At 67.1% G+C, this 14,173-nt stretch carries 12 protein-coding genes; 4 read left to right on the top strand and 8 right to left on the bottom strand.

The features are described from left to right. Window positions 1-20: 20 nt before the first annotated feature. The 8 genes from tssF to vgrG are packed head-to-tail and all read right to left on the bottom strand — an operon-like array spanning window position 21 to window position 9,787. A complete protein-coding gene (tssF, locus tag EV147_RS23385) occupies window positions 21-1,841 on the bottom strand; it encodes a type VI secretion system baseplate subunit TssF (protein ID WP_130393603.1) in 1,821 nt (606 codons plus the stop codon). A gap of 28 nt (window positions 1,842-1,869) precedes the next feature. Then, complete coding sequence (gene tssA, locus EV147_RS23380; RefSeq protein ID WP_130393602.1) at window positions 1,870-3,438, bottom strand: type VI secretion system protein TssA; 1,569 nt, start codon at window positions 3,436-3,438, stop codon at window positions 1,870-1,872. Window position 3,439: 1 nt separating this feature from the next. Beyond that, a complete protein-coding gene (locus EV147_RS23375; protein WP_130393601.1) occupies window positions 3,440-6,817 on the bottom strand; it encodes an ImcF-related family protein in 3,378 nt (1,125 codons plus the stop codon). 48 nt (window positions 6,818-6,865) lie between these two features. Then, complete coding sequence (locus EV147_RS23370) at window positions 6,866-7,156, bottom strand: PAAR domain-containing protein (protein WP_130393600.1); 291 nt, start codon at window positions 7,154-7,156, stop codon at window positions 6,866-6,868. Further along, entirely contained in the window at window positions 7,140-7,712 is a 573-nt protein-coding gene (locus EV147_RS23365) for a hypothetical protein (RefSeq protein WP_130393599.1), read from the bottom strand. The genes EV147_RS23370 and EV147_RS23365 overlap by 17 nt, the downstream gene beginning before the upstream one ends. 1 nt (window position 7,713) lies before the next feature. Further along, window positions 7,714-7,917 (bottom strand): hypothetical protein, encoded by a 204-nt coding sequence (locus tag EV147_RS23360; protein WP_130393598.1) that lies wholly within the window; start codon window positions 7,915-7,917, stop codon window positions 7,714-7,716. Further along, window positions 7,914-8,813, bottom strand: a complete 900-nt coding sequence (locus EV147_RS26025) for a T6SS immunity protein Tli4 family protein (RefSeq protein WP_235844971.1) — start codon at window positions 8,811-8,813, stop codon at window positions 7,914-7,916. The genes EV147_RS23360 and EV147_RS26025 overlap by 4 nt, the downstream gene beginning before the upstream one ends. Beyond that, window positions 8,810-9,787, bottom strand: a complete 978-nt coding sequence (gene vgrG, locus EV147_RS23350; RefSeq protein WP_328591157.1) for a phage late control D family protein — start codon at window positions 9,785-9,787, stop codon at window positions 8,810-8,812. Before vgrG ends, EV147_RS26025 begins: the two co-directional genes overlap by 4 nt. Window positions 9,788-10,065: 278 nt before the next feature. Between vgrG and tssB the strand changes: the two genes are divergently transcribed. The 4 genes from tssB (at window position 10,066) to EV147_RS23330 (ending at window position 14,163) form a co-directional block, all read left to right on the top strand. Further along, window positions 10,066-10,572: a type VI secretion system contractile sheath small subunit gene (gene tssB / locus EV147_RS23345; protein WP_130393597.1), complete on the top strand. Its 507-nt coding sequence runs from the start codon at window positions 10,066-10,068 to the stop codon at window positions 10,570-10,572. Between the two features lie 78 nt (window positions 10,573-10,650). Next, window positions 10,651-12,144: a type VI secretion system contractile sheath large subunit gene (gene tssC, locus EV147_RS23340; RefSeq protein WP_130393644.1), complete on the top strand. Its 1,494-nt coding sequence runs from the start codon at window positions 10,651-10,653 to the stop codon at window positions 12,142-12,144. 25 nt (window positions 12,145-12,169) lie between these two features. Next, window positions 12,170-13,516 carry a type VI secretion system baseplate subunit TssK gene (tssK, locus tag EV147_RS23335; protein ID WP_130393596.1) on the top strand — a complete coding sequence of 449 codons (1,347 nt, stop codon included), beginning with the start codon at window positions 12,170-12,172 and terminating at the stop codon, window positions 13,514-13,516. Next, window positions 13,513-14,163 (top strand): DotU/TssL family secretion system protein, encoded by a 651-nt coding sequence (locus EV147_RS23330; protein ID WP_130393595.1) that lies wholly within the window; start codon window positions 13,513-13,515, stop codon window positions 14,161-14,163. The genes tssK and EV147_RS23330 overlap by 4 nt, the downstream gene beginning before the upstream one ends. Window positions 14,164-14,173: the final 10 nt, after the last annotated feature.

The raw sequence follows: 14,173 nt of genomic DNA, 5'->3' as shown, positions 1-14,173 counted from the left end.
CTTGCGGGGCGTGCCGGTGCTCAAAACGGTGCCCCCTCGCCCTTGCTGTCAGGCCACTCCAGGCGTTGGCCGCCGGGCTGGCAGACCACCACCAGCCGCGTGTACAGGTTCAGCGTGGCATAGAGCGCCAGGAAGCGGTTCAGCATTGCGCCGAACAGCTCGATATCGCCCTGCCCGGCAAAGCCGGTGCTGTCGAGCGTGACCTCGATCTCCACTCCGCGCAGCAGCCCGCCGCGCTCGAGCTTCTGCAACGGCCGCTGGCGTACCGCCGTGATGCCGTTGATGCGGCGCCGGTTCAGCTCGCCGTCGGTCCAGTCGTACAGCGCCAGGCTGCCGCGCAGCACCTCGGCATCGAGCAGCGACAGGTAGTTGGGGGCGAGGTGCGACAGCACCCGCCAGTGGAAGCGGTCAGCGGTGGGCGGATACACCGGCAGCGTGGGTGCCGTGAGGTTGCGCACCGCCGCAACGTTGGCAAAGCCGCCGCGCATCCGGCGGATGCCCGCATCGCGCAAGCCCTTGCGGGGCAGCATGCCGTTGGTGCCGGTGGCCGACAGCGACAGCGTCTCGCGCGGCAGCGCGTCGCGGTCATCCCATGCGTGCCCGCCGAGCACCACCCAGGTGTCGAAGCGGCCGGACGGCCCGCGCCGCACGCGGGTGTGGAAATAACGCTCGGGCATGTCATGCCGCAGCATGCCGCCCCGATGCCGGAACGCCGCAAACGGGGCGTACTCGAAGCGCTCGCCCGAGGCCGCCTCGAAGCCGCGGATCGTATCGACCGAATAGGTCTCCACGTGCTGGCCGTGGTGCTCCATGGCCCGCACGCGGTACTCGGTCTCCAGATGCGTGACGGCGATCGGGTCCGCTTCGAGCGGGAACAGGTTGATGATCGGCGTGCAGTACAGGCGGACGTTGTCGGCCGAGAAGCGCATGTCCTCGGGGAACGGCTTTGCCAGCACGATCTCGATATCGAAATGCGCGACGTCTGGCGGGATGGCGTCCATGTCGAGCCCAAGCAGGTCCACGAACATGAACTTCTCCGGGAAGGTGAAGTATTCCAGCAGCAACTGATAGCCGCCAAACGCGTTGTCGGGCTTCGGCCAGAGGCGCTCGTCGGCGCGGAACCCCGCCGCCTCGAGCCGCAACCCCGGCATCGGCTGCGGCGCCCCCGGACGATCCGCCGGATACCCCGGCACCCGCACCTGCACGGCCACCGGCCCGGCGGTCAGCGCGGCGTAGAGCGCCAGCGCCACGGGCCGGTCGGCATGGAGGTAGAGGCGCAGCCGGGGCACGTCGAGGTGCTCGCGCCGCGACTGCACATGCACGCCCAACCGCAGGCGGATCACGGACCTTCCGTCCTCACGCGCGTGGGCGCCGGCCTCGGCCATGTACAACGGGTAGAGATCCACCGGCTGCGTGGTCCGGTAGGGGCACTCCACGCGCTGCGCCGCGCCGGGGCGTTCATCGATCGGCACCGGGTCGGACATGACCTCCAGCCCGGCCGCCAGGGTTTCGTGCCGCTGCACCGCCTCGACGGACGGCGCCAGTTCCAGGATGGCCAGCGAGGGGATCATGCGCAGGTAGTGCGGCCATAGCATGCTGACCAGCCCTTCGGTCAGTTCCGGCAGTTCGTCGTCCAGCTTGTGCCGCAGGCGGCCCACCAGGAACGCGAAACCCTCGAACAGCCGCTCCACGTGAGGATCGCGCTCGCCGATGCGGTCGATGTTGAGCATGCGGGCGCGGTCCGGGAACGCCTGGGCGAACTCCCTGCCGGCCTCGCGCAAGTAGCGCATTTCGGCCTCGTAGTAGCGCAGGATCTCGTTGTCGTGGAATGGCTGATTCATGGTGTTCGTCATGGCGGGGCCGGCCGGATCACGCGAGCGCGACGGCGCGCGGCGGATCGATGGCAGTCAGTTCGGCCAGCAGGGTTTCCATCCGTTGGCCGAGCACGGCCTTGTCCGCATCCTTGCGGGCGTGCCGGGCCTTGAGCAACCGCAGCAGTTGTTGTTTGACTTCGAAGGCGAGCGCCGGCTCCCACTCGGCCAGCTGGAACTGCCGCGCGCGCTGGTCCAGCGCGTTCAACAATTGCACGGCCGTGTCACCGCGCCCGGCCCGCTCCGCCACGCGCGCCATCGCCATCTGCCGCATGAAGCGCTCCCGCTCGCCTCCGCGCGCCGGCAGGTCCTGCAGCCAGGCCAGTGCCAGTTCCAGCCCCTGCTGCCCGGCGATGTCGGCGGCCTGCGCCTCGGCCTCGGTCCAGTCCGCGCCGGCCGCATCGAGCGGCACCGGCATCAGCGGCTCGCCGCGTTCCATGTCGCGCACGGTGGCGTGCCGGGCAATCCAGTCGCGCGTGGCATCGTCGGCAAACGGGGTGCCATCGGCGTAGGCCAATTGTTCGAGTCCCGGCAGGCGCTCCAGCATCAGCGCGCAATCGGTAGCCATCAGGCTGCGGGCCTGCGCATGGTGGCTGCCCGCATGCTCCTGCGCCACGAAGGCGTAGTACTGCAGGTCCAGCCAGAAGTGGTTGGCGCCTTCCGCGAAAGCCTGTTCCACGCGGTCCAGCAACTCGGGCCATTGCTTGCGCAGCAGCAGCCGGCGCAGTTGCGCGCGCAGTTCGCCGCGCGGTGCCAACAGCCGCGTCCGGCCGCTGGCGTCATGGGGTGGCACCTCGGCCAGGGTGTCCCACCGTACGCAGCGCATCACCCGGCACGCGGCCAGATAGCCGTCGGGCTGCTCCTGGAGGAACTGCGCCATCTGGCGCGCCCGGTCCAGCAATTCGCGCGCCGATCCGACCTCGCCGCCATCGAGCGCCGAGGCGGCTGCCGGGCCCGGCGCGGTCTGGCTCTCCCGATCCCCGGCAGAAGGCGCCTCGATCCGGCCCTGGAACAGACGGAACAGGCCATCGAGCGCGGGGCGGGCGGTTTCGGGCCACTTCGCGGTGCACTCCTGGATCAGCGCCAACGCGGACAGCGTCCGTTCCAGCGGCTTGCCCGACAGGCCACTGACACGGTCGAGACGGCCCGTGAACGTATCCCCTGCCAGCCACTCCAGCGCGGCCTTGCGGCGCTCCGGCCGCGCCGGCAGCAATTGCTCGCCGAACCGCTCGACCAGCGCCGACAACAGCTCGAATGCCTCGGCCACGCCCTCCGCAACGTCCCGCCGCATCCGGCCGTAGGCGTAGTAGGCGGCCACCCGCGCGTCCTTGGCCGTCGATCTGAGCAGGCGCTGTGACAGATCGATGATCCGCGCGTCATCGACGTCCGACAGCTTCGCCACTTCGTCCTTGACGGCAAGGAAGTCGTCGTCGTAGGCCGGGTCGCTACCCACCGGCGCGTCGGCGCGGATCGGCTGCAGCCACGGTTCCCACCGGGCATGCCCCGCCCGCGCCAGCGCCGATGGGCTGTGTCCGCCAAACAGCGCCTTCAGGAGCTTCTGGAACATGCTATGGCTCCCGCCGCTGCGTCGCTGGCCGGGCAGGCGCCGGTACCGTCCTGCCCGCGAAGATCCGCTCGGGCATGCGCAGACCGCGCAGTTCAAGCAGTTCCAGCGGCCCTTTGCCGACCTCGGCGCGCAACTGGTACCGGATCGGATAAGGCGCCGCCGCCTCCCAGGTCAGCTGGAACGTGGCGCTGTCGAGCGGCTCGACGCGCGCACGTTCGAGCATGCGGACCAGGCCCCAGCGCCCCTTGAACTCAAGGGCGGCGCTCGTGCCTGCCTTCTCTGTCTGCCATTGCAGCAGCGTACCGGGCTCCTGCAGGTTGTCTGCTGGCCATGTCATCGTCTGCCAGGATTCCTTGTGGTTGAAGTAGTGCAGGCTCTGGTGATCGAGCCTGAGCACGGTGCCGGTCAACCCGGGCGTGGGGATCGGCTTCAGCTCGAAGCGATAGCGGGCATCGCCCTCGGACAACAGGTGCGCGCCCACACGCTGCAGTGTTTCGAGCGTGCGCAGGAACGCAGGATCGAAAGTAAGTCCCTGCTGTGACGTTACCGGCACCCACCGGTCCCCCCGCTGTTCGAGCACACCCGTCAGTTGTGCCTGCAGGAACATGTCGATCGTGCCGATGCGCGGCCGCAGATAGCGCGCCAGTTCGGCGACCGAGGCATCGTTGGCCGTGCTGGCGAAGGGATAGCGCCCCGCGAACGCCTGGTTCCAGGGCAGCGCGATCGCCTGCCGCCATGCCTCGTCGAGGCTGGCCTGCGCGGGTTGCAGCACGGTATGCGTCGCCTGCGCGATCGGCCGTACGAACAGGGCGTCGCCCATGCCGGCCCATTCGGCTCCAAGGCTCGCCGACATCAGTTGCGCGTAGCTCTGCGTCTCGGCCAGATCCGAACCCTTGCCCTGGAACAGCGCCAGCGCGATCTGCCTTGCCTGGGCGTCGGCGTCCGGGCTGTTGACCATCTGTTGCAGCCGCAGCCGCACCGCCGTGACGCGGTCCAGATACCGCTGCAGGCTCAATTCGCCGCTGGTCGCACCCGCCTGTTCCGACGCGCCGACCAGCCGCAGCACCGGGCCAAACGCCGCGCCAAGCGGTCCGGCGGGGTCCGGCTGCACCGCACCGGGCGCACCGTCGTCCTTGCCGATCAGCGTCTGTGCCCTGGCCACCAAAGCGTCCGACAGCGACCGCTTCCGAACACCGGCACCGCTCTGGTACGCCATCGACTTCATCAACGCGATGACGGGAGACTGGCGCGCATCGGCCATCAGCTTGAGTTGGTCGACCACGGCGGGCATGGTGGCCGCCGGCTCCCATTGCAGCCCGTTGGCGAACTGCTGCCAATGCTCGGCATAGTCGGCGAAGTACCGCTCGGCCAGCGCCTCGCGGAGCGCATCGACCGAGGCATCAGGGGCCATGCCGGGCTGCCCGGTCTGCCCCGCATGTCCATCGGCCAGTACCCAGTCGGACGCCACATCCTGCTGCCGTGACGCCTTCTCGATGGCCGCCTCCACGTAACCCTCGTACGCCTGACGGGTGAACACTCCATCCACGCCCCCTTGCGCCCGCATCAGCCCGCGCGGATCGGTACCCGCCGTCAGCGCAGCCAGCGACAGCGCCGGATAGCGCTCGCCCGCCCCGTCGAGCAGCGCCTGATAGATCGTGTCGACGGCATTGCGCTGGCCGATCACCGCCAGCAGGGTCTGGCGCGCACCAGCCACCAGGTCCGCTTTCGCGGCGATCCTCCACTCTGGATGAAACGTCAGCCGGTCGGCGTAGAAGCGCGCGAATCGCTCGGCCATGTCCAGCTTCTGCCCCGGCGTTACCCGCGCCGCGGTAGACCAGTGCTCCGCCAGTTGCCGTGCGAGCAGGTCGGACTCGACACGTTCGGGATGCGCCAGCATCAGGTAGGCGGTCAGCGCGTCGCGGCCGGACATCGCCCACTGGCCGGCCTCGCCGCCGACCTTGTCCGCCGGTAGCTGCGCGAGCGCCGCGAGCCGGGATTCGAGGGCTTCCATGGCCGGCTCGACCAGCATCGCGCGGCTTGACCGGGCATAGGGGGTCCACAGCGCCGCCAGCAGGTCGGCATCCCGATTGAGGCCGAAGCGCGTGTGCAGCGGCGACCGATGCTCGACGCGATACGCGTAGCGCTGGATCTGTTGCTGCAGCGAATCCAGCGCCTGCAACCGCGCGATGCCGTCCGGTGCGGACTGGAGCGCACTCGCGGCCTTGCTGACGGCGCGGATCTCGTGGGCGTTCGATAGCGCCGAGACCAGCATGCCAGCCGTCCAGAGGCCGGTCGCCGCCAACGCGACGCCGGTGCCGATCGCCAGCGGATGCGCGGGCGTCCGGCGGCCGGGCATCCGCCGCGCCGCATCGCCAAGGTAGCGCCACAAGGCATTGGCGCCCGGATCATCAGCGGCTGACAGGGCGGGCGTGAAGACGATGCCACGTACCGGCAGCCGGCCTCCCATGGCGCGCCTCAGCGTGGCCCACCGCTCGGCCAGAACGTGGCTGTCAGCGTCGAGACGCCGGGACAACTCGCCAAGATAGCGCTCGCGCGCTGTCAGGGGTAGCTGCGCAAGGCAGGCCGTCAGCAGCCGGTCACGCAGCGCCAGCAGCGCCGACACGATCCCGGCCGCCCTCGCGTCGGGCGCGATATCGCATCCCACCACGGGCACCTCGGGAATGGACATGGCCCAGGCTGGCATCGAGACATCCGCCACGAAGACGGGTGCGGACCAGTGCAGCTTTCCGGCTAGCTGGGCCAGCATCGCGGCAAACGGCAGCGGGCCGGCGCCCTGACCTGCGTCTGTCGCGGCCCCGACCACCTGCACCACGGCGTCGGCCGGCCCGCGCCGGCGCAGCCGGGCCAACTGTTTCAGCCACGCGTTATCGAGCCGGCCATCTTCGCCAGTCCTGGCCCACAGCACCACGGCGTCCGCCGTGAGCAGCCAGCAGGTCTCGCCCGCGTCAGGAAACAGGCGGGCGATGGCTGCATCGTCGCCAATCAGCAGCAACCAGGGCTGCCGATAGCGCCAACGCAGGCCGTAGCGCAACCGCAGCGTGGCCCTGAGCGTATCCAATTCGCCGGGCGCTTGCGGTCTTGCAGTTGCACGGGAGAGCATCCCCTGGGTTGTCGGCGCCGCCCGCTCCTGCCGCGCCAGCTTCCGCCACAGTCCGCGCATGACTTCGGACCAGCCGAGAAACCTGTCCAGCGACAGCAGCAGCGCTACCGCCAGCGTGCCGAGAGCGAGCCCGGACAGCCACCTGCCTTTCGCCTGTTCGGTGTCGATGCCGATCCTTTCGCCCCAGATGAGAATGCCGCTGGCCACCAGCAACGCCAGCGCCAGCAGGGCAACGATCTCGAGACGCACCTTGCTCATCGCGACGCTCCTCGGGACTGCGCAGGCGGGGACGCCCGGCACCGGGTGTCAGACATCCACATAGGACTCGAACTGTGAAGCCACCAGAAGCGGACGCCGTTCGCAGCGGCAGACACACCAATCCTCGCTGAGCGCCGCTTCCCGGCCGTCGGACCCCTTTGCCGGGATGCGCGGGCCGGTGCAGACGATCTTGCCCATCGACTTGCAGCCAGGGCACCACACCGGGTCATTTTCGAACGCCTGTGGGCGGCCGCCGATGATGTCGCGGGCGCTGCCGCCCTCGACGATGCCGCCGGCGGTCGTCCGGTCCCCTCTTCGTATGTCATAGCGTCTGACCAATTTGCTCTCCCTCTGGATTCAGGCCGGGCGTCGGCCGGGCCGTGCCACTTCGCACCACGCCTGCCACGGTGGCGCCCTCTTCTGCTGCCAGAACCACCTGGCACCCCCCGGGCACCGCGTCGATGGCGCACGCCAGCGCCAGCCACGGCGCTGCCATACCCGCATCCCCGGCCGTGTGGTCCAGGCAGGCGCTCTCCGCCGCGATGCCGAGCGACTGTCCGGCGATTCGGTAGCCCGAGGCCAGTACCACCAATGGCCGGGAGGCGGCGGCAAACACCGTCTCGCTGTACGCGCGGGCAGTTTCCGCGTACATATTCCGCCCCTCATAGTGGCTGTATCGACGCAAGACCACGAACAGCGCGACCATGACCGGCAGGAAGCCGACAGTCCACCAAAACTTCAGCGAGTCCTTCGGCTCGTCCTCCGGCCATGCCAGCACCCCGACGAGCGCGATCCCCGACACCATGGCGACGAACGCGACCGACCAGCGCACGGCGCTGGGACGCGGGATGTCTTCGACATCGGTGGAAGGAAGGAGAGAGAAATCGACTGCCATCTCAGGCGCGTGAACGCTCCGATGGCCATCGCCCGAAGCGGTGCCGCTTCTCGTTGGGCGATGGAAACACTTCGGTCGTAAGGTAATGCATGGCCTGCGCCACGGTCATCACCGGCCTTGATGCGGCAAGCGGCCCAGGCACCATCGATGCGATCGGCAATGCGCCGAGCGCCAGTAGCCAGCGACGTCTGGAAATCTTGTTCACACCGCCCCCGGTCGCAGTCGAATCGAATCAATCACGGCGTCCCACAGTGCCAGCGCCTCTTCGTCGCTGGCGAAAGACTCCGCGTTGGTGGTGTAGGCGCTCTCGCCCACCCGCAAGGAGACGTTGATCTGGGGCTCCGCCAACGATCTGGCCTTCCCCGGAGCTTCCCATTTGAAGCCATAGCCACGCTTGCCATCTTGTGTACTCGCCAGCAGGATTTCATCGCCTTCGATCGATCCGACTGGCCGCCGGCGGTTGCGCAAGCGCGACAATCCCGTTACCGATCCCAGCAGGCCGGCAAGGACGCCACCCGCACGCTCGCGCAGGCCCGGCTCCACGTCATACTGGACGAACGATTGGAGGATGAGCCAGACATCGGGCTTGCCGGCCAGGCGAATCGACATCCGCCAGCTTTCCGGGTTCATGTCGTTATCGGCAAGGATGGTGTCGTCTACGACGAAGCCGATGCCCGTCGGAATCTCTCCATCTGGAATCTGGCGCCATCTGTCGGCAAGCTCTTCAACGGTCGCCAAGGCGCTCGATCTACGATCTACCGTCACACCACCGGCATAGCTCACTATCCGGTCACCGGCACGGAAATAGGAATCAAAGAAGTATGAAAGCTGGCTGTATGTCGTCTTCCACGATATCAGGGTGACCGACCCCTTTGCATGGGCGACGCGCTCGACAAACATGCTGTCACCCCGTTCATTCCGGGCGGCGCTCAGCGAAAGTTCCCTTTCTGAAAGAAGCTTCTCGTAGGCCGCAGAGGAATCGATCTCCCCCAACACCTTGATTTTCACTTTGTTGAAAGAGTGTTCCTCGATCGCGATGGCATCCCTCGGCAAGTCCACCAGATGCCGCCCAATTGCGCGCGTTCGCATGTCCAAGTTCATGCCTTCTCCCGTCGATGCCAGTTGGCCCGCATGGCCGCTTCGTGTCGCAACTGCGCCTCCCACTGCGCACCATCGGCGTCCAGATGGTGCGTGCCGAAGGCGTATGGCTGGCCGTAGTTTCCGCGCTCCTGACGGGCAACGTTCGCCTCGGCCGTCAGACGTTCGAATGCGTGGGCCGGGTTGTAGTCCGCAACCAGGAACGATTCCGGAACGGCGCAGGCGTGGGTTTCCAGCGCGAAGACCGCCGCGCTGCCGGCGTCCAGCCCGGCGCGCTGCCGGTATGGCACACGCAGCTCGGGCTTATATAGATAGTGATCGATATCGTCCGCGACGGTGAACACGTCGCCGAACTGTGCCCCGAACTGTCCCGGCGTGAAGTAGCTGTACATCCCCTCCTGCTCCATCAGCAGGCGGACATAGTCCCAGTCCGTCATCTGGTACTGGAGACGGAACTTGTGCTCCGGGTACGCGCGGCGCAGCCTGAACGCAAACTGATGCCCTGCCAGGTCGTGACGCCGCAGGATCGACTCAATGATCTGCGGTGCGGTCTTGTCCAGGTACACGCGGCTGCTCCGGACCAGCTTCAAACGGGCCACCTTGGGGCACAGTTCCACCGTGTACGCCCGGAAATCCCGGGTCTCTCCGGTTTTCGAGAACCGGAAAATGCTTCCCGCGAACTGGCGGGGCGGGGTGCCGTCGCCCGGATCGATCACGAACGAAGCGTCCTTCTGCAGGAAATCGGAGCGCGGCAGGTTCTCCGGATGTGTCAGGCGCACCGTGACCCGATAAGGCTCACCGAGCCGCTCGACGGCGTCGAAGGACGCCACCGAGAGCCCGGATGCTCCCGCAGCGCCCGGGACTTCGAGAAAGTATGACTGCCTGCCCGGCAGCCAGGCGCGTGTCGACTCACCACCGGTCGCGCCCGATCCTGTATCCGGTCCAGCCTCGATTCCTCCGACATCGCGTACAGCCACAACAGACTCCCGAACGGTCCTTCACGTGACGACGAATTCCGCATTGCGCGTGGCACGTTACTCCATTCATGAGCGGTTTGAAATATCCGAAAAGCTATTTAAATAAACCACTATCCCCGCGATGAAGTAACCAAAATTTTTTAATAAATAAGAGAAATCCGATTCTTATAGCGGCCGCTTTCTGGCCCACTACATGCCGTGCACGCGACGGCCCGTTTGGAGCATGTCGTGGTGGCGAGATATCGAATCATTTAACTCAAGGTTAAAGGAAATTGAAGATGTCCGAGAGCTTCCAGAATGAAGTGCCCAAGGCGCGGGTCAACATCAAACTCGACCTCCACACCGGCGGCGCCCAGAAGAAGGTCGAGCTGCCGCTGAAGCTGCTGGTGATGGGCGACTTCGGCAACGGGCAGGACACGCGGGCGCTGGCGGAGCGCGACAAGGTTTCCATCAACAAGAACAACTTCGATGCCGTCCTCGGCAGCTTTCACCCGAAGGCGCGCATCGCCGTCGAGAACACGCTGGCCGGCGATGGCTCCGAGCTACCGGTCGACCTCGAGTTCACATCGATGGACGACTTCAAGCCCGAAACGGTGGCCAGCCGCGTACCGGAGCTGCGGGCCCTCATGGCGGCACGCAACCTGCTGCGCGACCTCAAGTCCAATCTGCTGGACAACGCCCGTTTCCGCCGCGAGCTGGAGAAGATCCTCAAGGACCCCGCCCTTTCCGACCGGCTCCGCGCCGATCTGCAGAAGATCGGCGGCAGCACCGCCACCGCCGAATAACGGAACTCCAGAGGAACGAACACCATGGACAAGCACGAGATCACTGCACGCGAGCATGAAGGCGGCCAGGCCGTCGTGATGGACGCACCGGGCAAGAGCGTCTACGAATCCCTTTGCGAGAAGATCAACCTGACACCGGTCACGCACACGCGGCCGGTGGAGTCGTTCCAGAGCGCCGATGCGCTGGCGGAATCGTCGCTGGACGAGCGCGTCGCACAGGCCATGCACGTGTTCCTGAAGATGATCCAGTCATCGTCGCAGCAGGTGGACCGCCTCGACAAGAGCCTGCTGGACTTCCACATCGAGCATCTGGACCAGCAGATCAGCCGGCAGCTCGACGCCGTGATGCACCATGAGACGTTCCAGGAGATCGAGTCAGCCTGGCGCGGCCTCAAGTTCCTGGTCGACCGCACGGATTTCCGCAAGAACGTGCGGATCGAACTGCTCGATGTCTCCAAGGAAGCGCTTCGACAGGATTTCGAGGACACGCCCGAGGTGATCCAGAGCGGGCTGTATCGCCACACCTATATCCAGGAGTACGACACACCGGGCGGCGAGCCGATTGGCTCGATCGTCTCCAACTATGCGTTCGACCGCAGTGCGCAGGACATTGCGCTGCTGCGCAATATCGCCAAGGTGTCGGCGGCGGCCCACATGCCGTTCGTCGGAGCCGTCTCCCCGCAGTTCTTCGGCAAGGACTCGATGGAGGAGGTGGCGAGCATCCGCGACATCGGCAACTATTTCGACCGTGCCGAGTATCTCAAATGGAAGAGCTTCCGCCAGTCGGATGACGCCCGCTACATCGGCCTGACGCTGCCGCGCTTCCTGGCGCGCCTGCCGTACGGTCCCGACACCGTGCCGGTGCGCGCGTTCAACTACACCGAAGCAGTCAAGGGCCCCGACCACCAGCGCTACCTGTGGGCCAATGCCTCGTTCGCATTCGCGGCCAACATGGTGCAGAGCTTCATCAAGAACGGCTGGTGCGTGCAGATCCGTGGTCCGCAGGCGGGCGGCCTCGTTGAGGACCTGCCGATCCACCTGTACGACCTGGGCACCGGCAACCAGGCCAAGATTCCCACCGAGGTGCTGATCCCGGAGACCCGCGAGTTCGAGTTTGCCAACCTCGGCTTCATCCCGCTCTCGTACTACAAGAACCACGATTTTGCGTGCTTCTTCTCCGCGCACTCGGCCCAGCAGCCCGCGCTGTATGACACCCGGGAGGCCACCGCCAACAGCCGCGTCAACGCGCGCCTGCCGTACATCTTCCTGCTGTCGCGCATTGCGCACTACCTGAAGCTGATCCAGCGCGAGAACATCGGCACGACCAAGGATCGCCGCGTGCTCGAACTCGAACTGAACACCTGGATCAAGACGCTGGTCACCGAGATGACCGATCCGGACGACGAACTTCAGGCGTCGCACCCATTGCGCGAGGCCCGCGTGGTCGTGGAGGACATCGAGGACAACCCCGGCTTCTTCCGCGTCAAGCTGTTCATCGTGCCGCACTTCCAGATCGAGGGAATGGACGTCAACCTGTCGCTGGTGTCGCAGATGCCGAAGGCCAAGAACTGAGCGCCGCGCCGACGCATCGACAACCATGAAAATCACGAGACCGCTGTGGGCCCAGGGCATCTTCATGACGCCGCAGCACTTCCAGCAGCAGGCGCTCTGGGAGCGGCACGCCGAGGCACTGGTGGCCCGCATGGCCTGCGCGGAGCCATGGGGCACGCTGCGGGTGGCGCTCAACGCGCAAGCGCTGTCGGTTGGCCGGCTGGCGCTCGATGCCCTGGCCGTGCGGCTGCCTGACGGCACCCTCATCGATACCGAAGTGGCAGACCGCTCGCCCGCCGCGCGCGATCTGGGCGACGTGCCGGCGCATGCCGACCGGGTCACGGTGCTGGTGGGCTTGCCGCTTATCGACGCGCAGGGCGGCAATTGCATCGAGGAAGGCGAGCAGCCCGCGCGGCCGCGCCGTTACCTGCGCGAGTACCGCGAGGTGGCCGACCTGCACGGCGAGGGCAAGGAGGAGATCAGCGTCGAACGGCATGCGCTGGCGCTGCTGTTCGATTTCGAGCAGCACGCGGATTATGTGACCTGCCCGATCGCGCGACTGGTTCGCACGTCGCAGGGGCGTTTCGAGGCCGATCCGACGTTCGTGCCGCCCTGCCTGCTGCTCTCGGCCAGCGCGCGCCTGCTGGACCGCATGCAGCGGCTGTCCGGCATTCTCGCCGCCAAGAGTGCAAGCCTGGCGGTACGCCGCCGCGAGCGCTCGGACCAGATCGCTGATTTCGCGGTGGCCGACGTGGCGCTGTTCTGGCTGCTGCACAGCGTCAACAGCAACTGGCCGGAACTGGCCCGCCTTTGCGCGGCCCCGGACCAGCACCCCGACCGCCTCTACGGAGTCATGGCCCGGCTCGCCGGCGCGCTGTTGACGTTCTCGACCACTGATTCCCTGCAGGCGATTCCGCCCTATGACCATCTGGCGCCCGAGCCGGCTTTTGCGGAACTGGAGGCGCTGATACGTGCCTTGCTCGATACCGTGATCCCGTCGCGCGTGGTGCCAGTCGAGCTGGAGCGGGTACGGCCCACCGTCTGGCGCGGCCAGTTGCACGACCAGCGTCTGGTGGAAGGTGCCGATTTCTATCTGTCGGTGCAGGCCGGCATCGCCGCGCACGCGTTGCTGGACCAGTTGCCGCGGCTCTGCAAGGCCGGCGCACCCGACGAGGTCGAGCAGATCGTCAATTCGGCGCTGCCCGGCATTCCGCTGCGCGCGATGTCGCGGCTGCCGGCCGCCATCCCGGTGCGGATCGAGAACCAGTACTTCGCGCTCGATGGCGCCCACCCCGCGTTTGCGCGCATGCTGGCGGCACGGACGTGCCAGTTCTATGTGCCGGCATCGATGCCAGACGTCTCCCTTGAACTGTTCGCGGTGTTGCCATCATGACAGGTTCCCATCCGATCGCTCCGCTGGCGCTGCGCGACACCGCGCTGATCGTGTCCGAACTGGCCGACGGCGCCACGACGGCGCAAGGGTTTTCCAGCTTCAGGCAGACCTGCCAGGGGTTGCTGGCACGGCTGCGCGAGGAAATGGCGGCGGCCGGTCACCCGGCCGCGGTTGTCCAGGACGCCGCGTATGCGCAATGCGCGCTGCTCGACGAGGTGGCGCTACAGCGGCTGGCCGGCGCCGACCGCGACGCCTGGGAGCGCGAGCCGCTCCAGGTGGCCGAGTTCAACACGCATCAGGCCGGCGAGGAACTGGTGGCGCGGATCGAGACGCGGCTGGCCGAACCCCAGCCCGTACTTCCGCTGCTCGTTGTATTCCAGACCGTACTGGGGCTCGGCTTCCAGGGACGCTTTGCACGCGACGGTGCCGGCGCACGCGAGGCGCTGATGCGCGCACTCGACGCACGTCTGGCTCCGGCCGATCATGCCGCCGACGCGCACGCCATCGTCGTGCCGTATGCCAGGGCGCGCGGCCTGCCGCAGGCCTCGCCGCTGGCCTGGGTGGTGGGATCGCTGGCGGGCGCGGGGCTGGTCTATCTGGCGCTCGACCGTTGGCTCGCGGCGTCGATCGCGCAGCTGGCTGGCTGACGGGGCGATC

The sequence above is a fragment of the Cupriavidus agavae genome, from assembly GCF_004217045.1.
Lineage (GTDB): Bacteria > Pseudomonadota > Gammaproteobacteria > Burkholderiales > Burkholderiaceae > Cupriavidus > Cupriavidus agavae.
The sequence above is the reverse complement of the archived record's forward strand: the minus strand, read 5'-3'. Positions and strand labels throughout refer to the sequence as shown.